Annotated in this window: 16 protein-coding genes; 7 read left to right on the top strand and 9 right to left on the bottom strand. The window is 69.8% G+C overall.

Features of this window, described 5'->3' with window-relative positions; all coding sequences use genetic code 11:
• Positions 1–163: 163 nt before the first annotated feature.
• From ACZ7LS_RS08045 to ACZ7LS_RS08030, 4 genes are all read left to right on the top strand, one after another.
• Entirely contained in the window at positions 164–1,003 is an 840-nt protein-coding gene (locus tag ACZ7LS_RS08045) for a helix-turn-helix domain-containing protein (RefSeq protein WP_385135339.1), read from the top strand.
• Positions 1,000–1,194, top strand: a complete 195-nt coding sequence (locus tag ACZ7LS_RS08040) for a DUF397 domain-containing protein (protein ID WP_385135337.1) — start codon at positions 1,000–1,002, stop codon at positions 1,192–1,194. Before ACZ7LS_RS08045 ends, ACZ7LS_RS08040 begins: the two co-directional genes overlap by 4 nt.
• Before the next feature lie 283 nt (positions 1,195–1,477).
• Entirely contained in the window at positions 1,478–1,969 is a 492-nt protein-coding gene (locus ACZ7LS_RS08035; RefSeq protein WP_385135335.1) for a ribosomal maturation YjgA family protein, read from the top strand.
• A gap of 157 nt (positions 1,970–2,126) precedes the next feature.
• Positions 2,127–3,092, top strand: coding sequence for a GlxA family transcriptional regulator (locus ACZ7LS_RS08030; protein WP_382524953.1), 966 nt, complete (start codon positions 2,127–2,129; stop codon positions 3,090–3,092).
• A gap of 71 nt (positions 3,093–3,163) precedes the next feature.
• Here the strand turns inward: ACZ7LS_RS08030 and ACZ7LS_RS08025 are convergent, their stop codons facing one another.
• Complete coding sequence (locus tag ACZ7LS_RS08025) at positions 3,164–3,901, bottom strand: D-Ala-D-Ala carboxypeptidase family metallohydrolase (RefSeq protein WP_385135333.1); 738 nt, start codon at positions 3,899–3,901, stop codon at positions 3,164–3,166.
• Positions 3,902–4,205: 304 nt separating this feature from the next.
• Between ACZ7LS_RS08025 and ACZ7LS_RS08020 the strand changes: the two genes are divergently transcribed.
• The 3 genes from ACZ7LS_RS08020 (at position 4,206) to ACZ7LS_RS08010 (ending at position 10,772) form a co-directional block, all read left to right on the top strand.
• Positions 4,206–6,851 carry a hypothetical protein gene (locus ACZ7LS_RS08020; RefSeq protein WP_385321131.1) on the top strand — a complete coding sequence of 882 codons (2,646 nt, stop codon included), beginning with the start codon at positions 4,206–4,208 and terminating at the stop codon, positions 6,849–6,851.
• Between the two features lie 13 nt (positions 6,852–6,864).
• On the top strand, positions 6,865–8,463 hold the full coding sequence (locus ACZ7LS_RS08015; protein WP_382675439.1) for a phospholipase D family protein: 1,599 nt from the start codon (positions 6,865–6,867) through the stop codon (positions 8,461–8,463).
• A gap of 218 nt (positions 8,464–8,681) precedes the next feature.
• On the top strand, positions 8,682–10,772 hold the full coding sequence (locus ACZ7LS_RS08010; protein WP_385135329.1) for a transglycosylase domain-containing protein: 2,091 nt from the start codon (positions 8,682–8,684) through the stop codon (positions 10,770–10,772).
• Here the strand turns inward: ACZ7LS_RS08010 and def are convergent.
• The 8 genes from def to ACZ7LS_RS07970 form a co-directional block, all read right to left on the bottom strand.
• Positions 10,748–11,404, bottom strand: coding sequence for a peptide deformylase (gene def, locus ACZ7LS_RS08005; protein WP_382524961.1), 657 nt, complete (start codon positions 11,402–11,404; stop codon positions 10,748–10,750). The genes ACZ7LS_RS08010 and def overlap by 25 nt on opposite strands.
• 195 nt (positions 11,405–11,599) lie before the next feature.
• Entirely contained in the window at positions 11,600–12,604 is a 1,005-nt protein-coding gene (locus ACZ7LS_RS08000; protein WP_129770420.1) for a tetratricopeptide repeat protein, read from the bottom strand.
• Between the two features lie 93 nt (positions 12,605–12,697).
• Entirely contained in the window at positions 12,698–13,999 is a 1,302-nt protein-coding gene (locus tag ACZ7LS_RS07995) for an HD-GYP domain-containing protein (protein ID WP_385135327.1), read from the bottom strand.
• Positions 13,996–15,477: an HD-GYP domain-containing protein gene (locus ACZ7LS_RS07990; RefSeq protein ID WP_382675430.1), complete on the bottom strand. Its 1,482-nt coding sequence runs from the start codon at positions 15,475–15,477 to the stop codon at positions 13,996–13,998. Before ACZ7LS_RS07990 ends, ACZ7LS_RS07995 begins: the two co-directional genes overlap by 4 nt.
• A gap of 284 nt (positions 15,478–15,761) precedes the next feature.
• Positions 15,762–16,082 (bottom strand): mycothiol system anti-sigma-R factor, encoded by a 321-nt coding sequence (gene rsrA / locus ACZ7LS_RS07985; protein WP_382524966.1) that lies wholly within the window; start codon positions 16,080–16,082, stop codon positions 15,762–15,764.
• The gene (locus tag ACZ7LS_RS07980; protein ID WP_193564036.1) at positions 16,079–16,738 is read right to left on the bottom strand and encodes a sigma-70 family RNA polymerase sigma factor; all 660 of its coding nucleotides are present in this window, start codon (positions 16,736–16,738) and stop codon (positions 16,079–16,081) included. The genes rsrA and ACZ7LS_RS07980 overlap by 4 nt, the downstream gene beginning before the upstream one ends.
• 264 nt (positions 16,739–17,002) lie before the next feature.
• The gene (locus ACZ7LS_RS07975) at positions 17,003–17,686 is read right to left on the bottom strand and encodes an alpha/beta hydrolase family protein (RefSeq protein ID WP_385135325.1); all 684 of its coding nucleotides are present in this window, start codon (positions 17,684–17,686) and stop codon (positions 17,003–17,005) included.
• 127 nt (positions 17,687–17,813) lie between these two features.
• Positions 17,814–18,629, bottom strand: coding sequence for an SOS response-associated peptidase (locus ACZ7LS_RS07970; protein ID WP_385135324.1), 816 nt, complete (start codon positions 18,627–18,629; stop codon positions 17,814–17,816).
• Positions 18,630–18,672: the final 43 nt, after the last annotated feature.

The following is an 18,672-nucleotide window of genomic DNA, read 5'->3' as shown; positions in this document are numbered from 1 at the left end:
CCGTCCCGTCACGCGGCTAGCGTGACCAGGGCGGACGGGCGTACCTGTACGGCATGTACGACCAGGTTGCGTTTCTGTACGGGTCACGGGCAGTGACCGGCGCTCCGCCGCGCGTGTTTACACGTGAACCACATTCGCACATCGGCGCATTGGGGTGTGAGGCATGGGAACCAGCCGTCAGAAGAAGCAGCGGGCACAGGACGACGACCGGCCGGGCGTCTGGGTGGCGTACGGAAAGCTGGTCAAGCTCTGGCGTAACAAGTCCGGCCTGACACAGCAGGAACTCGCCGAGGCGGTGGGCTACTCATGCGACCAGCTCGCCTCGATCGAGCAGGGCCGGAGGCCGGCGAAGTCGGCGTTCACGGACGCGGCGGAGGTCAGGCTGAAGGCGGGCGGGACGCTGGCGGTGTTGCAGGACGACGTGGACCTGGCGAAACTTCCGTTGTTCTTCCAGGACTTCGCGCTGATCGAGACGGATGCGGTAAGCAGGTACGACTTCGATCCGCTGCTGATTCCTGGTTTGCTCCAGACCGAGGACTACGCGCGTGCGCTGTTCTCACGACATTGTCCATCGCTCTCCGAGGACACTATCGAGCAGCATCTCGAAGCCAGACTCAGCCGACAGAAGCTCCTGACGCGGACGCCGATGGTGGAGACCTGTTTCATCATCGGCGAGGCGGCCCTGACCAGCGCAGTGGGCGGCCCCGACGTGATGCGGACGCAGCTTCAACACCTCTTGAAACAGGGGCTGATGCGCAACGTCGAGATCCAGATCATGCCCTCGGACAGCGGGTTCCACCCGGGACTCGGCGGACCTATGGTGGTTCTGGAGACCTTGGAGCATCGCAGGGTCGGCTACATCGAGTCCCAGGATGTGGGAGTGGTGATCACCGACGCCGCAAATGTCAGTGCCTTCGAACTGCGCTATGGCAAGCTGCGGACGCAGGCCCTGAATGCAGAGAAGTCTGCACGTCTGATCGAGCGTGTGGCAGGAGAAGCATGAATACTGAGCTGACATGGTTCAAGAGCAGCTACAGCGGTTCCGGCGGCGGTAACTGCGTAGAAGTAGCCATCGCCCCCACCACCGTCCTCATCCGCGACTCAAAAACGGCGCAGGGCCCCATACTCCACATCGCCGCCGCCCCCTGGACCGCCTTCCTCTCCTTCGCGACCACCGAGCCAGGCATGCAGTGAGACCGAAGGTTCCTGGCTTCGAGGAACTCCCCAACTCCGCAGAGAGGTCTCGTAGTCGGGCATCCGCATCTGGCTCAGAGTCTCAGCGTCACACATCCGCGGCCCCTGGACGATGCACGTTCCCTGCTCGGTCACGAGCATGATCGGGACCGTGAAGCTCTTGATCCTTGACCCGACCACCGGACAGGCCAGCGACACGTCGTCGCGATAGCCGGGCGCGGGCGACCAAGAACCGCGGAACCGCGCCTGACCGGGGGTGTGCGAGCGCATAAGGTCTCTCCTCATGGGAACTCTCGTGCGTACGCGCCTGGTCGCGGGTGGTGCGGCGCTGCTGACCGTGGGGGCCGGGCTCGGGATCCGGGGTGTCGGGGGCGGGGGCGGTGACGTCGTCAAGTACGGCGGGGACGCGCTCTACACCGTGCTCGTGTACACGCTGGTCGTGGTGGCCGCGCCGCGAGTGCGGCCCCTCGTCGCCGGGGGTGTCGCGCTCGGGTTCAGCTGGGCCGTCGAGCTGTTTCAGCTCACCGCTCTGCCGGCCGAGCTGGCCGCGCGGAGTGTGTTCGCGCGGCTCGTGCTCGGTTCGACCTTCAACGCCCCTGACCTGCTGTGGTACGCGGTCGGTGCACTGGTCGCGGGGCTCGGGCACGCGGGGCTCGGGCGCGCGGCGTCGGCGCGGCGTCGGCGGGACCCGGGGGCGCCGCTGGCCGTACCGGGGGCACAAGGCGTTCCGGGTGTTCGGCCCGGCGCAGCTGGCGGTCGATCGCCCGGTCCTTGAGGTGCCAGATCAGCGGCGGCAGACCCACCAGAACAAACAGGGCGATAAGGGCGAGAACTGTCAGGAAGGTGTCCATGCCCCCACTGTCGTCGGTTCCCGGCACGGAAAGCAGTGGCAGGACTGTCATCAACCATCGAATTACTGCCACACTGGATCCATGCTGAACAATGTGGCCGTTGTCCTGCTGGACGGAGTCCATCCCTTCGAGCTGGGCGTCCTGTGCGAGGTGTTCGGCCTCGACCGGAGCGACGAGGGTCTCCCCGTGCACGACTTCGCGGTGGTGTCGGCCGAGGGGCCCGTACTGCGGACCCACGCGGGGTTCACGATCGGCTCGATGCAGGGCCTGGACCGGCTCGAAGAGGCCGATCTGATCGCCGTACCGGCCGGTGCCTCGTACGCCCGGCGCGCACACCCGCCCGAGCTGCTCGCCGCGCTGCGCCGCGCCGTGGACCGGGGCTCGCGGGTGCTGAGCGTGTGTTCCGGGGTCTTCGTGCTCGGCGCCGCCGGGCTGCTGGACGGGCGCCGGTGCGCCGGGCACTGGCTGCACGCGGCGGAGCTGGCCCGCGCCTATCCACGCGCCGTCGTCGAGCCGGACGTGCTGTACGTGGACGAGGGGCCGGTGATCACCTCGGCCGGCACCGCCGCCGGGATCGACGCCTGCCTCCATCTCGTACGGAAGGAGCACGGCCCCGAGGTCGCGAACGCGATCGCGCGCCGCATGGTCGTACCGCCGCACCGCGACGGCGGCCAGGCCCAGTTCATCGAGCGCCCGCTGCCCCGCAGCCGCTGCGACACGGTCGGTGACGTCCTCGGCTGGATGGAGCGGCATCTGGACCGCGAGATGACCGTCGAGCAGCTGGCCGAGCGCGCCCATATGTCGCCGCGCACGTTCGCCCGCCGCTTCCAGCAGGAGACGGGGACCACCCCGTACCGCTGGCTGCTGCGCCAACGGGTGCTGCTGGCACAGGAGTTGCTGGAGGCGACGGACGAGACGGTGGACAGCGTCGCAGGCCGGGCCGGGTTCGGGACCGCGGCCGGGCTGCGCCATCACTTCCTGCGGACGCTCGGGACGACCCCGAACGCGTACCGCCGTACGTTCCGGGGCCCCTCGCACGTCGCGTGAGGCCCCGGTTCCGTGCCGTACGTACCGCCGTACCGTACGTACGGACGTCTTCTGCCGGTGTACGGACGATGTCAGATGCCGCAGCTCGGCGCCGACCAGAAGCGGCTCGGCCGGTGGTCGACATGGGTGTGGTCGTTGTGGTCCGGGTAGCCGGGGCCGAGGATCCCGTTGAAGCCGTGGTTACGGGCCGTCTGCGCCAGCGTGCAGAGGGAGTGCGGTCCCGAGCCGAGGTCGGCGGAGTCCCCGTAGAGATGGCGGCTGCCCGCCGCGCCGCCGACCGCGGCGTTGCACGCCTGGGAGCGGAAGCCGCTGGTGACCCGGAGGGGCTGGTCGCCCAGCGCGTGGCGCAGCGCCTCCAGCTTCCACATCGTGCGCAGGGCGTTGGACTTGGCGGTGGCCGCGTCGACCGCGCCGCCCGCCCAGGTGCTGTTGCAGGTGTTCAGCTCGGCGTAGCTGAAGTGGACCGGGGTGCAGTCGTCGTCCTGGAGCGCGTAGAGCTTGCTGAAGGTCGCGGGGCCCGCGATCCCGTCGGCGGCCAGCCCGTACGCGGACTGGAAGCGCTTCACCGCGGCGGTGGTCGCCGGTCCGTACGCACCGTCGATGGCGAGTACGGCGCCGGTCCCCGGATAGCCGGCCACCCGGATCTGGAGCTGGGTGACATCGGCGCCCGAGGCGCCCTGGGAGAGAGTGCGGGACCACGTGTAGCAGCCGTCGGCGTGTGCCGTACCGGCCGTGGCGAGCGCCCCCGCCCAGGCGAAGGACATGGCCATGACAAAACTGAGGAACAGTCGGGCGGTGCGTCTGAGCATCGGATCTCCCTGTGCCGGAGGCTGAGTTGTTCGCGGACATTGTTTCCCAGGAGTTCGCGAAGTGCGACAGGCCGACCGGAGGAAACCCTCGGTCCGTACTCCTGAGTGCCGGATTGTGAGGGTGTGGGTTCCGGAACCACGGGCAGACCAGGTGAAATGCCCTTTCCGGCACGGCAAACTCACCATTTACGGTGATTGCCACCGAGCAATGACCGTTGCAGACTTTCCACGGTCTCCCGGGCACCCGCAAGGACCCATCGCTCACGTCGATCGGCACGTGCCCGGCGAACAGGGGGAGAGTCCAGTGGGATCTCAGCGCATCGATCAGCCGGCCAAGGACATCGCGGCCCACCAGGCACGTTCCGGACCACCCGGCGGCGCTGCCGCGCCACAACCGCCGGTATTGGAAAGCGCCACCCGCGAGATCGCCAAGGCGACCTTGGTGCCCGTGGCGGAGCAAGCCGCCGAGCCCGGCCATGTGCTGGTGAAATCGGGATTCATGCGGCAGCTCGGCCTGCGTGCCGAGGAGGCGGAGACGCTCGGCGGCACCCAGCGCGGCGCGCCTGCCCAAGCCCTGACCCTGGCCGCCCGCTTCGGGCCCGCCGCCGGATCCGCCGTACCCCCGTCGCCGCGGCAGATCGCCGCGCTGCCGGTGTCCGCCTTGCGGTCGCTCGGCGATGCCGTGGTGGAATTACGCGGGCGACGAGCCGGGGAAGCCGGGCCCGATGACGCCGAGCCGGCACGGGACGCGTGGGCGCGGGCGCTCGTCGCGACCCAGACGTTCGCGATCAACACCGCGCAGGGACCGCTGGGCATGCTCAATCTGGAGCGTCTGGAGATGGCCCCGGCCGGTGTCGAACGCGGCGAGCTGATCGCGACGGTCCCGCTGGCGCCCTTGGAAGAGACCGCCGTCGTCCAGAAGGAATGGTCGGTCCGGAGCAAGGAATTCACCTCCATTGTGACCGATTCGCTGGAGCAGTTCAGCGAAACCGGGGTCACCGACAACACCGAATTGGCACAGTCGACCTCCTCGCAGACGCAGCACTCGAATCAGTTCAATGTGACCGGTACGGTCTCGGGCGGTATCCCGGTGATCTCGGGCTCGGCGTCCAGCGGCTTCACCATGCAGGACGCGGGCTCGCAGTCCGCCACCGAAAGCCGCAAACACGCCAAGTCCCTGACCCAGAAGGCGTCCACCCGCTCACAGCAGGAGCACAAGGTCACCATCTCCACGTCGACAGTGACCGGTTCCGAGGTCGCCACCACCCGCACGATGAGGAACCCTCACGACGACCGGTCCATCCGGATCGACTACTTCAGCATGATGCGCAAGTGGCGGGTCCGGCTGTACCGGTACGGACTGCGGCTGACCTACGACATCACGATCCCCGAACCCGGCGCGACGCTGCGCGGGACCTTCCGTGATCTGCACCTGTTGCGGGCCCAGCTCAAACCCTTCGAGTTCCGCGTCAATCGCGAGGACATCACCAAGGGCAGCTACAAGCAGCTGGCCGATCAGTACGACGCCCGGGTACCCGAATATCCCGACGCGGGAAAGACCATCGTCTGCAATGAGCCGATCCCCGGCCTCGGGGAGGGAAACCGAAGCTTCCGGATGCCGGTTCCGGTCCCCGACAACTACGAGATCGAATCGGTCACGATGGCCGGACGCGTCACCGGGCCCTCGGGCAAGGGCTTTGTCATGGGAATCGTCGGATCCACTTTCGACGTGGCCGGTCAACCCGACCAGAACTATCCGCCGTTCTTGTTGATCTCCAGGACCGGCGGGAATTTTCTGGCCGGACAACGCGGCTCCCAGAGCATCACCATGTACTTCGCGGATGTCGTCACGGCCACCCTGGAATTCCGGGCGACGACCAAGGTGACGGCCGACGCGGAGGAACGGTGGCGCTCCGACGTGTGGGACGCGCTGTTCGACGCCGCGCAGACCAGGTACTACGCGCAGCAGCAGGACGTCGCCACCCAGATCGCGGCCCTTGAGGACCAGCTCGCACGCGTCGACACGCTGACTCTGCGGCGCGAGGAGAGCGACGAGATCATGAAATCCGTGATCCGCTTCATCGCCGGCGAGAAGTACCAGTACATGACCGACGACGTCGTGTCCGTGTTCGCCAAGGCCAGTTCGGACGAATCGGGCGGGAGCCAGTCGCGGTACGGCATCGGATTCGTCGCCAACAAACTCACGGACAAGATCAGCGACGTCGAGTACGCGGCCACCGTGCGGCACGAGAACATCGTCCGCTTCATCAACCAGGCCATCGAATGGGAGAACGTCGTCAGCCTGCTGTACTCATACTTCTGGGACACACCGGCAAGCTGGGAGTTCATCCGCCAGATCCAGCATCCCGACGCCACCAGGCAGGCGTTCCTGCGCGCGGGCGCCGCCCGCGTCGTCCTCACCGTCCGCAAGGGGTTCGAGGAGCAGTGGCTGCGGTTCGCCGAAAGCGGGTTCACCGACCCCGATTACGAACCGGGCGCGTACTACCTGAATATCGCCCGGGAGATCGCGGCCTACGACAGCCGCAATTACCCGGGGATTCCGCCCGCCAACCCCGACCGCGCCTCGGTGCGGCTGCAGGAGGCGGCCTACACGTCGTCCACCATGGTCATCGGGCCCAGCGCCGGGCCGGTGACGATCAGGGTCGACTCCAGTGCCCGGTTCCTCGTCGGCGACAACGTCGTCATCGACTCGGTCGACAAACGCAACGCCGCGGGAGCGGTGATCCAGGAGGCGCAGAAGCTGATCGCCGTCCCCGGCCCCACCCAGCTGACGGTCGCGAAACTCACGTACGCCCATGACGGTTCGAGCACGCCCTTCGCGGTGCTGCAACCAGGAGCCAAAGGCGCGATGATCGCCGAATGGGCCGAGTACACCCCGACGTCCGGTACGGACATCGCGGTGAGTTCGGACCTCGGGACCATCGTGTGAAGGCGACGCGGCCATGAACGCCAAGGACAAGTACCGGCACTGGTACGACGCCGGCGCCGGGATGCAGCCGGTGACCGAGAACAACCAGGTCTCGTTCTTCATCACCGGCGAGGAAGCCTTCGAGGACATCGGCGACCGGCTGGAGTACGAGGCGGGCAAGGACGCCGAGGCGTATTTCCTCGGCTGGTCCTACGACCACAAGCTCCCGATGCGGCCGAACCCGCCCACCCCCGGCCTGGCGAACCTGTCGCAGCTGCTGTCGCACTTCGACGCCAAGGGCGGCGTGGTCCGCGCGATGCTGTGGGACAACTCGATCATGACCGGTGGCGCGGGCACCCCCGACGCGGTGAAGTTCATCAATGGCCTGTCGCACGGCAAGGCGATCCTTGACCGCAGGACCCCGCTGGCCGGAGCCCATCACCAGAAGATCCAGGCTTTCGTCACCGGCCCCGACGCCGAGGAGCCCAGGGCATCTCTCGCCTACTGCGGCGGCATGGACCTGTGGGGTGACCGGATCGGCCCGCAGGGCCTGCACGACGTGCACTGCAAGATCTTCGGAGACGGCGCCAACGAACTGATCAAGGTGTTCGTCGAGCGCTGGAACGACCACCAGGACCACGGCTCCGACCTGAAGCCGGCGTATCGGTCGCTGGGGCCGGACAACGGCGGCGACCTGGTCCAGGTCTGCCGCACCTACCCGAGGTTCGAGTCGAGCTATCTGTATTCGTTGCTGCTGAACCGGTTCGCCGCGCCCATCAACCAAGCCCTGGCGACCGGCGGCGGTCCCCGCAGCGGCGACATGACCGTCAACAGGACGACGAGGTTCTACCGCTTCTACGACCCGTCCCAGGGCGTACAGCAGATCGGACGGGCGGTACGCAAGGCGATCACGGAGGCGAAGAAGTTCATCTACCTGGAGGACCAGTACCTGGTCCACAAGTGGGTCGGGCAGGAGCTGGCGAAGAAACTGGCCAACTCCGGCACGGACTTCCGGCTCGTGATCCTGGTACTGCACCCCGACGCGGCGGACATCGAACAGGTCTGGCCGCGCAGACGCGAAGTGCTGGCGCCCCTGCAGGCGGTCGATCCGACCCAGAAGCGCTGGCGCGTCCTCCACCGCCGCCTGGACCGTCCGCATTCCTATGTCCACTCCAAGACCTGGATCTTCGACGACGAGCTGGTGATCACCGGCTCGGCCAACGCCGACCGGCGCGGCTATACCTACAACTCCGAGGCCGACGTGGTTGTCGCCGGGGACCTGACCGGCGCGCGCCGCTCCGCCTTCGGCGCCACCACCGTGGCGCAGGACCTGCGCTGCCGGTTGTTCGCCAAGCACCTCGGCGGACGTCCGGCGGCGTACCTGAACCCCAAGCAGGCGCTGGCGCGCTGGCTGGGTCCGTACAGTCAGACCAATGTCGCGGTCTTCGACCCCAAGGCCAAACGCGGCAATCCCGACAAGTACGTCGAGGCGCTGGAAGCAGCCGGCAAAGAGCTGACGCCGGAGGGGAAAGCGGCCACCGGGGCACTGAATCTCATGGGCCTGTCCGGAGGCGCCGACAACTGGCTGTGGGACTACGTCGAGGACCCGGACTCCAACGTACCGAACCCGTAACCGCCCGACCCGGCGGCCGATACGCCAACTCCCCGTGCTCGCTTACGGGTTGACGCGCGTCAACCGGTCCCCGGCGAGCGGGACGGAAACGGAAGAGCATCGATCCGGATGTGGAGATTCCGCGAGCGGACCAACCGGAATCGCAGCCCACAAGGTCTACCTGTCGAGCTCGCCAACCCCCCTAGTGGCGGCTCGTGATCGAGGAGGTCCGCACCCCCATGAGGCTGCCCCGCATTGGCCGCGCGAACCACACGCACAGCCCGCCCGACGGCACGGAAACCTCGCCCGACGGCACGGAGACCTCGCCCGACAGCGACGACTCCCCTGTCGGCCATCGCAAACGACGCCGCCGGCTCATCGACTACCCCCGGCGCGGCCGGCGCGGCGCGCGGCGCTGGGTGCCCTCCTGGAAGCTCGTCTCCTGCCTCTTCCTGCTCCCCGCCGGGGCACTGACCGGCCTGTTCGTGGCCGTCTATCTGAACGTCGAGATCCCGGACGAACACGACTCCGCGCGCCGGCAGGCCACCGTCTACTACTGGGCGGACGGCAGCCGGATGGTGAGCGTGGGCGATGTGAACCGGCAGGACGTCACCCTCGCGCAGGTGCCCAAGTCCGTCCGGAACGCCGTCATCGCGGCGGAGAACGCCGACTTCTACACCGACCCCGGCGTCTCGGTCACGGGCATCGCCCGCGCCGCCGTGAACATCGTCACGGGCGGGGAGACCCAGGGCGGTTCCACGATCACCCAGCAGTATGTGAAGAACACCTATCTGAGCCAGGACCAGACCCTCACGCGCAAGGTCAAGGAGCTGATCCTCTCCCTGAAGGTCAGCAACCGGAAGCCCAAGTCCGAGATCCTCCAGGGCTATCTGAACACCTCGTGGTTCGGCCGCGACTCGTACGGCGTCCAGGCCGCCGCGTACGCGTACTACGGCGTTCCCGCCAAGGATCTGAACCCCGGTCAGGCCGCGCTGCTCGCCACGCTCCTCAAGGGCGCGGACAGTTTCGACCCGGCCCTCAGCCCCGCGAACCACAAGCGGGCCGTGGACCGGTGGAGCTGGATCCTGGACCGCCAGGTCGAAACCGGCTCGATGAGCGCCGCCGAACGCGCGAAGTACACCTCGTTCCCCGAGCCGAAGCCGCCCGTCAAACCGACGAGCCAGGCGGGACAGATCGGCTATCTCGTCGACATCACCAACAAGTACATCAAGAGCCGCTCGGGGATCACCGACAAGGACCTCGCCGGCGGCGGCTACCGCGTCCACACCACCTTCGAGAAGGACAAGGTGCGCGCGCTGACCAAGGCCGTCGAGAAGGTGCGCGCGGACCGCCTGGATCCGAAGAAGCGCGCGGCGGACCGGCACGTACAGGTCGGCGCGGCCTCCATACGGCCCCGGGACGGGGCGATCGTCGCGGTGTACGGCGGCTCCGACGCCATCGAGCACTTCAGCAACAACGCGGACACCGCGGGCGTGCCCGCGGGCTCGGCGTTCAAGCCCTTCGTGTACGCCGCCGCCCTGGAGGACTCCATCTCCCGGAAGCGGCAGGCCGCGCGGGCCGCCGACCGCGGGAAGACGCGGCCCGTACCGACGGAGGCGCCGGAGCAGTTGCCGTCGTTGGACCTCACCCTGCCGCTGGTGGACTCGGACAACACCCCGTTCGTGCAGACCGGCAAGGCCGTCGGACTGAAGACGGTCAAAGAGCTGGCGGTCGCGTCGGGGCTGCGCGAGGAGAGCATGGCGAAGCTGGAGCCGACATTCTCGATCGGCACCTCGACCCCCAGCGCCGTCCGGCTGGCCAGCGCCTATACGACCTTCCTCAACGAGGGCCGGGCGACCGAGCCGTACTCGGTGACCAGGATCGAGCGCGACGGCGTCGCGGTCGAGGGCTTCGACAGGCCCGGGGCACGGCGCGCGATGGAGCGGCACGTGGCCGCCACTGTCGGCGCGGCGCTCCAGCAGGTGGGCTGGAACGCCCTCGGAGCGCCGCAGGGCCGGAAGATCCTTCTCCCGGTCCTGGCCGGCAAGACCGGTCCCAACGACCGTATGAAGTCGGCGTGGTTCATCGGCGTCACTCAGGAACTGAGCACGTCGGTCACGATGTTCCGGACGAAGCCGGACGTCCCGAACCTGCTTCCCATGCAGGGCGTGGGCGGCCCCGACTCCGAGCGGGGCAGCGCGTTCCCGCCGCTGATCTGGAGCGAGTACCACCACGCGGTGGTTCCCCCGCCGCCGCTCTCGGAGTCGGTGCGCTCGGAGCCACTGCGCTCGGAGCCGGCGTCCCCTCAGGGATTGGGAACGGTCTCGTAGCGCGGGGTGTTCTCCGCCATCTGCCGGAGCGCGTCCTTGCGGTCGCGCTTCGACAGACGGTCGATGTACAGGTACCCGTAGAGGTGGTCCGTCTCGTGCTGGAGGCAGCGGGCGAAGTAGCCCGTGCCGCGCACCCTGACGGGGTTGCCCCGAGCGTCCTGGCCGCGCACCACCGCGTAGTCGGGGCGCGGGAGCGCCGCGTACGCCGTCGGTACGGAGAGGCAGCCCTCGTTGGAGTCGTCGAGATGACGCTCGGCGGGCGGCAGCTCCTCCAGCACCGGGTTGCAGATGGCACCGACGTGCCGTACGCCGTCGTCGTCCGGGCAGTCGTAGACGAAGACCTTCAGGTCCACACCGATCTGGTTGGCGGCCAGGCCCACGCCCTCGGCGGTGTGCTGGCTGGCGAACATGTCGTCGATCAGCGCGGCGAGCTCGTCACCGAACTCCGTGACATCCCGGCACTCCTTGTGGAGCACCGGATTCCCGACGACGGTGATCGGGCGGGACGTGCCGCGCTCGCGGTGCGCCAGCTCGCGCGCCTCGGCGTCCTCCGTGTCCACGACGAACCCGTCCCCCGGCTCCGCCACCGAGGTCCCACTGTCGATCCGCTGGTCCGTCTCCTGCTGCGCCATGTCCGCAGTACGCCTTCCTCGGTACCCGATGCTGCCTGCACGATCCGTGCGATGTGCCCATACAGCCTAAGGGCAGCTCTCGGGGAGTCTCAGCATGTTCGCGGCAGACGGCCCCCGCGGATCCCGCCTGGTGCCCAGCCCGCCCGCCCCGGCGCGATTCGGCTCCCGGGGAGCCTTGAGCGGACCTCCAGGCCCTCAGCAGACCTCTTCGAGATCGCGCCACTCGCGGGTGTCCGGGCTGTCGGCGACCCAGCCGTCCAGCAGGCCCCGTACCAGCGCGGCCGGGGCCGCGATCCCGCACTCGCGCTCGGGGGCCCACAGCTCGCCGGCCGTGCGATGGCCCAGCGGCCCCGGATGGCCCGGCTCGCTGTGGTCGTGCGGGTCGAGATGTTCGCCGTCGCCCTCGGCGCTCGGCATCGTGGACTCCGAGCAGGCCCGGCAGAGGAGCCGTACGGACGACGACCAGTCCTCGGCGGCGAATCCGGCGTCGGCGGCCAGCCGCTCCAGGGCGTCCCGGTCCTCCTCGGTCGCCGCTTCCAGCAGCACCACCCATGTGGGCACGGGCGAGGGGGCCCACAGCTCGATCTCGTCGAAGACCGGGTAGGCGCGGGTGGCGCCGTCCGGGCTCGACGCCGTCGTGCGCTCCCCGTTCGGTACGCCGTCGTGCAGGACGACCTCGCCCCAGCGCCTGCCCGACGACGGCAGCGGGATCGAGAGCACTTCTATTCTGGCCGGATCCAGCCGGCGGCCCCAGACGACCTCGGCCTCGCCCTCCGGCGAGAGCCTGACGGCCGCGCTGCCCAGCTCCATGCCCTCGGGCTCGCCATTGGCCTCGACGGTGTGCGGATTGCCCGGCACCCGCAGTCCGTACGCCTGCCAGGCACGGCGGGCCAGCGGCCAGTCCTGGAGCGCGGTGGCGGCGATCCCGACGTTCCACCAGTCGGGCGCGCCGGTCTCCTTGTCCAGCAGGGCGACGGCGCGCAGCCCGGCGGCGCGCGCCTGCTCCCAGTCGTGCCGGAACTTGTGCAGCAGCGCCAGATTGAACCAGGACTCGGAGAGCCAGGGCTCCAGATCCGCCGCGCGCGTCAGCAGCGCTCCCGCGTCCTCGTACCGGCCGTCACCGATCAGCGTGAACGCGCGGTCGGTGGCCTGCCGCCACGAGGCGGAGGGCCGATGCCGTACCTTCCCGAAGATCCTCACGATTCCCGCCTGCCGGTCGTTCGGGTCAGTGCCCCCGGACACCACAACTTGCTCTTCTTCGCATCCAACCATGCTCGGTCGGACGCCCGCTCATTACCCATGGGTTACCCCGTCGGACCGGGGTCCCGGCCGCCCCCGGGAGAGCACGCGCGCCAGGGATTCCACCACCTCGGGCTGGTAGTCGTACGCCGTCCCGAGCCGGAGCCGCTCCAGCGCGCTGAGCGGTCCGCTCGCAGTGCCACATTCCCCGGCCAGATCGTCATACGCATTGACGGCCCGGACAATCCGGGCGGACATCGGCTGTTCCCGGTACGGATCCGCCTGCCGCTCCACCACCACCGCGACGGCGGCGGGCACTCCGGTCTGGCGGACCACCGCCCCGCCGAGCAGGGCGATCCGCCGCTGTTCCGCGACGGGCAGCAGGGCGGTGGCGCCGTCGGGCACCGGGTCGACGAGGGACAGCTGGCCGATGTCGTGCATCAGGGCGGCGTACTCCAGCACGGTCAGTTCGGGGCCGGAGAGCCCCAGCTCGCGGCCGACGGCCAGGCTCAGCTCCGCGACCCGGCGGGCATGGCCCTGGGGGGTGTATCCGGCGATCTCGGTGGCGCGGGCGAGGGAGGCGATGGTCTGCCGGTATGTCGTGCGCACGGCGGCGTACCGCCGGAAGGACAGCTGGGTCAGCAGCAGCGGCACACAGAACACGGGCAGCGCCCACAGCCCGGCGACGGCGACCCCGAGCGCGATCACCGCTCCGGTGGCGCAGACGGCGGAGCCGATGTGCGGCAGCGCGCGCAACTCGTCGCGGAGCAGGGGCCCGAAGGGGTGGCGGGTACGGGCCCACAGGACGAGCGCGGCCAGTACGGCGTCGCAGAGCGCGGTGAGCCCCAGCAGCAGGAGCAGGAGTATCGCGTAGCCGGGACCGGCGCCGAACCGTTCCCGCAGTTCGGCCGAGTCGTAGAGCGGCTGGAAGCAGAAGGCGGCGAAGCCGACGGTGAGAACGCGTCTCACGATGTGGTCGAGCGCGGGCCCGCGCCCCCGGGCGGCATGCGGTACGGCCCCGGCGAGCGCGGCGATGAGGACGACGGTGACGGTCTGGAGCACGCCGTGGCCGACCGCCTGTCCGGCGTTCTCGCCGAGCAGCGCGTACGCGAGGGCCCCGGCGGCGGCGATCGGCGCGGGCTCCCGCTCGCCGGGCAGCGCCCCCCAGCGCGCCAGCTCGCCGACGGCGATGAGTACGCCGAAGGCCAGCGCGATCCGGGGGTCGGCGAGGCCGTGCCAGAGCGTGGAGCCGAGCCCGGCGGCGGTCAGCAGCGCCGCCGCGCCGTACACCACGACGACGGTGCGGGGGACGGGACGGCGTCGGGCGGCCGGCGCCCCGACCGCGGCCGAGGTCATCTCCCGCCGCCCCCGCCGCTCCGGCCGCTCCCGCCCGTTCTGGCGGTTCCGGCGGTCCCGGCGCTACGGCCGGCGGGGGGCGTCCGGCCGATGTCGCTGGTCCGGGCAGGAGGGACGTTTCCGCGCCCGGCCGTGGCAGGGACCGGCAGGGCGGCCGGGACAGGGGGCGCTACCTCGTCCGCCGTGACCGCCGTCTGCCAGCCGTGCCGGTCCAGCGCCCGTGCCAGCGCCCGCACCATCCGCGGATCGAACTGCGTCCCCGCGCACCGCTCCAGCTCCGCCAGCGCGGTGGGCACCGGCCGCCCCCGCCGGTACGAACGGGTGGAGGTCATCGCGTCGAAGGCGTCGGCCACGGCCACCACCCGGGCGAACTCGGGGATCCGCTTGCCTGCGAGTCCGTACGGATAGCCGGTGCCGTCGAGCCGTTCGTGGTGGTGCAGGATCGCGGACCGCGCCTCGCCCAGGAATCCGATGCCGCGCACCATCTCGTGCCCGTACTCGGGGTGCAGTTCGATCACCCTGCGCTCCTCCGGTGTCAGCGGGCCGTCCTTGCGCAGCACGCGGGTCGGGACGCCGAGTTTGCCGACATCGTGCAGGATCCCGGCGAACCGGAGGACTTCGATCCGTTCCCGCTCCATGCCCAGCTCCTGGGCGATCAGCACGGACGCGTGCCCGACCCGCTCGCTGTGTCCGCGGGTGTACCGGTCCTTGATGTCGACGGCCTGCACGAGCGCCCTGATGGTGGCCTGGTGTGCGGCGCGCTCGCGGTGGTACTGGGCGAAGACCCAGCAGGAGATGTACATCGGCAGCAGGACGAAGAGCGCGGAGAGCGGCCCGAAGGGGCTGCGCCACAGGACGGCCATCATCAGCCCGGCGAGCCCGTGCGCGCCGAGCGGGGCGAGCGAGCGCGGCAGCAGCCCGCGCCAGGCGGTGCGCAGCGGCAGCCGCTCGGCGGTGACCAGGATGCCGCCGTCCAGCGCGGAGAGCACCAGACAGAAGGCGAGGGCCGCGGCTCCGGCGGGCAGCAGCACATACGGGAAGTCGGGCGTCTTCAGCCCGTACCCCCCGCCGCCGAGCGCGACGGGACCGCCGAAGAACACCTGCGCCCAGGCCGCGGCCCAGGTGGCGACGGTGAGCTGGGCCGCGCGCCAGATCCGGCGCGGGCCCCTCGGGCGCCGCTCGATCCGGCCGAGCAGCGCGCCGGGTACGGCGACCAGCGCGGCGGCGGCGGGCGGGAGCAGGAGCGCCGCGGCGAGCAGGACGGGAAAGAACGATCCGGCGACGACCGGTGCGGAACCGTTCACCGCGCGTCCCCGCGGGCGGCACAGGGCGGGCAGCTCACAGAAGGCGTACACCGCCGCCAGCAGCGCGATCGCCCTCCAGGGCATGTCCGGACGCAGCGCGGGACGGACACAGAGGGCCGCGCAGAGCGCGGTACCCAGGATGTAGACGCGCGCCGCCACCGGAATGGCCCTCACGGCGTATTCCCCCCTTCTCGGCCCGGCCCAAACAGAGGGTCAGGCTAGCGAGTTGGGGGGCGATCATCCGGTGTTTACCGCCGATTAGCACCTTCGGGTGACAGCGGTGATATACGCGGACATACGGTGGGTACGCGCGCGCGGGACGGACGCGGACACGCGTGAAGGCGCACCGCGCCCTGCGCGATACGCCCTCTCGTCGATCTGCCCGCTCTGTCCTCGGCCTGTTCCTTGGTCTGTTCCTTGGTCTGTTCCTTGGCTTGATTTGCGGGCTGTTCCTCGGCTTATTCCTTGGCGAGGCCCGGGAGATCCGCTCCGGCCGTGGACACGTCGTGCTCCGGCACGGCCTGCCCCGACCTGATCAGATCGATCCGCCCCATCACCTTGGACCGCAGATCGGCCGGTACGTCGTCCTGCCCGCAGCACCGCTTGACCAGCTTCTTCACGGCCTGCTCAAGCCCGTACTTCTCCAGACACGGGGAGCACTCCTCGAAGTGCACCTCGAACTTGGTGCAGTCGCTGTCGGGCATCTCGCGGTCGAGGAACTCGTAGAGATGATCGAGGACCTCGGCGCAATCCGTCTCATGCGGCTCTCCGCAGCTCATGAGTCCGAACCTTTCCGATCGTCCAACGACTCTCCGACACCCGCCGGGACGAGCCCACGGTCACGGGCGTAGTCCTCCAGCATGCCGCGCAGTTGGCGGCGGCCCCGGTGCAGTCGTGACATGACCGTACCGATGGGGGTTCCCATGATGTCCGCGATCTCCTTGTACGCAAAGCCCTCTACGTCGGCGAGATACACGGCGATGCGGAACTCTTCGGGAATCGCCTGCAGCGCGGCCTTCACGTCGGAGTCCGGGAGATGGTCGAGCGCCTGCGACTCCGCGGAGCGCAGACCGGTCGACATGTGCGACTCCGCGCGCGCCAGCTGCCAGTCCTCGATCTCCTCGGCGGCACTGCGCTGGGGCTCGCGCTGCTTCTTGCGGTACGAGTTGATGAATGTGTTCGTGAGGATGCGGTACATCCACGCCTTGAGGTTGGTTCCCTCACGGAACTGGTGGAAGGAGCCGTACGCCTTGGCATAGGTCTCCTGCACCAGATCCTCGGCATCGGCCGGATTGCGCGTCATCCGCAGGGCGGCCGAGTACATCTGGTCCAGGTAGCCCAGAGCGTCCCTCTCGAAACGGGCATTGCGCTCGGCGGTGGTCTCTTCGATGTGGCCGTCGTCGGTCGCTCCGTCGGTCCCAGTGACCGGACCCACCTCCTCCAACGATGTGGCGGGACCGAATGCGGACCCACTCGAATCGGAGAATAGTCGACCTTGATGCGACGGGGCCTGCCGGTCCGTCCCACCGGCCGCCCGAACGGAAGCGGTCTTGGCCGCGGAAAGCACCGTCCACTCCAGGTCAGTGGCGTCTGAGCGGCGCGGGCAGATGGTCGAACCCATACGACGGACTCCCTTTCGTGCTCTGTCTACCGATGCACTTGACAACAGCGACCTCGCGCCGTGCATTCCCCGGAGGTTTCAACGGGCCGCGGCCGGGACGGCGAGCCAGGCGGCGACGCCCTCGGTGATGATGCCGAGCGCCTCGTCCCGGGAGAGGGGCGCCTTCTTGGGCACGGCGAATCCATGGTCGCCGTACGGCACCTCCAGCAGCTCGTACGCGCCCCCCGGGGCGCCCCCGGGCAGCTCGGCGTACTCGTCGGGCCTGCCGAAGGGGTCGTTCCCGCCCTGGACGACGAGGGTGGGCACGCCCGCTTCCAGCAGCTCGGCGGCGCGGGACTTCTCCGGCCTGCCGGGCGGGTGCAGCGGGAAGCTCAGGGCCAGTACGGCCTGTGCGCCCAGCTCGCGCGCCGTGCGGCAGGCCACGCGCGCCCCGGCGCTGCGCCCGCCCGCGACGACCGGCACGCCCGGCTCCTCCAGCGCGGGCCAGAGCGCGCGCCAGCCGGCGTCGAGGGTCTTCGGCGCGGGGGCCAGCTTCTTGCCCGCCACCCGCCAGGGCTGCTCCACCAGGGCGACGGTGATCCCGAGCGGGGGCAGCGCGGCGGCCAGGGCCCGGAGATCGCGCGCCTCGATCCCGCCGCCCGCCCCATGTCCGAGGGCGAGGACGCGGCGGGGCCGCTGCGCGGGATGCCAGGTGATGCGGGCGTCCCCCGCGGGGGTCTCGACGGTCCGCTGGTCCGGCTCGGCTGCCGTGTCGCTTGTCACACGGCCATCCTCCGTCACATGGCCACCCGGGCGCGCGGAGACCGGCGCGACCGCCGCCCCGGAGCCCGTCCCGTCATCGCGCCATCGCGCCATCGCGTGATCCCGGGACCCGTGGGCCCGTGATCCGTCAGAAGAGCGTGCTCTCCTCCGGCGCGGGCAGCTCCTCCAGCAGCTCGGGACCGTTGTTGCGCACGTTGCTGACGGCCGTCGTGACCGGGTACGCCCGCATCAGCCCGGCCGGCGGCGGGGCGAGCAGCTCCCGCAGCTCCTCGGGGTCCGTACGGGCCGGATCGAGCCAGGCGTCCCAGCGGTCGGGCGTCAGCATCAGCGGCATCCGGGGATGGATCTCCGCCAGCGATCCGGGGCCTTCGGCCGGGGCCACCGCCAGCGGGGTCGTCTCCGCCTCGGTGGTGATCACCGAGCAGGTCACCCACCAGGCCGACGGATGGTCGTCCGGCAGCGTGCGGTCCCGCCAGAACTCGTACAGTCCGGCCATCGCCATGACCGAGCCGTCGGCCGGGGTGACGAAGTACGGCTGCTTGCGGGGCCGCTTCTTCTTCCCCTGCTCCTCCAGCTGCCGCTCGTCGGATCCGGTGACCCACTCGTAGTAGCCGTCGGCCGGGAGGATGCAGCGCCGCGAGACGAAGGGCCGCCGGAACGACGGCTTCTCGTGGACGGTCTCGGCACGCGCGTTGATCATCCGCGCCCCGCCCTCGGGCGTCTTGGCCCAGGACGGTACGAGCCCCCACTTGAGTCTCCGCAGCTGACGGACAGGACCGGGGTCCGCCGCCTCCTTCACGGGGCGTTCCAGAACCGCGTAGACCTCTTTGGTCGGCGCCACGTTCCAGTCGGGGGCGAGGGTCTCCTCGGGCTCCCACTTCTCGATGCCGAAGACTCCCTGAAGGTCCTCGGGCCGACGGCTCGCCGCGTACCTGCCGCACATCCTCAACCGCTCCTCTGGCCTGCGATGGCGCCAGGTTACGCCG

The organism is Streptomyces sp. NPDC039430, assembly GCF_055639435.1.
This window is presented reverse-complemented; position numbering and strand designations above follow the sequence as displayed.

Coding starts and splice junctions, on each gene's coding strand:
- ACZ7LS_RS08045 (WP_385135339.1), top strand. CDS start 164: ATGGGAACCAGCCGTCAGAAGAAGCAGCGGGCACAGGACGACGACCGG.
- ACZ7LS_RS08040 (WP_385135337.1), top strand. CDS start 1,000: ATGAATACTGAGCTGACATGGTTCAAGAGCAGCTACAGCGGTTCCGGC.
- ACZ7LS_RS08035 (WP_385135335.1), top strand. CDS start 1,478: ATGGGAACTCTCGTGCGTACGCGCCTGGTCGCGGGTGGTGCGGCGCTG.
- ACZ7LS_RS08030 (WP_382524953.1), top strand. CDS start 2,127: ATGCTGAACAATGTGGCCGTTGTCCTGCTGGACGGAGTCCATCCCTTC.
- ACZ7LS_RS08025 (WP_385135333.1), bottom strand. CDS start 3,901: ATGCTCAGACGCACCGCCCGACTGTTCCTCAGTTTTGTCATGGCCATG.
- ACZ7LS_RS08015 (WP_382675439.1), top strand. CDS start 6,865: ATGAACGCCAAGGACAAGTACCGGCACTGGTACGACGCCGGCGCCGGG.
- ACZ7LS_RS08010 (WP_385135329.1), top strand. CDS start 8,682: ATGAGGCTGCCCCGCATTGGCCGCGCGAACCACACGCACAGCCCGCCC.
- def (WP_382524961.1), bottom strand. CDS start 11,404: ATGGCGCAGCAGGAGACGGACCAGCGGATCGACAGTGGGACCTCGGTG.
- ACZ7LS_RS07995 (WP_385135327.1), bottom strand. CDS start 13,999: ATGACCTCGGCCGCGGTCGGGGCGCCGGCCGCCCGACGCCGTCCCGTC.
- rsrA (WP_382524966.1), bottom strand. CDS start 16,082: ATGAGCTGCGGAGAGCCGCATGAGACGGATTGCGCCGAGGTCCTCGAT.
- ACZ7LS_RS07970 (WP_385135324.1), bottom strand. CDS start 18,629: ATGTGCGGCAGGTACGCGGCGAGCCGTCGGCCCGAGGACCTTCAGGGA.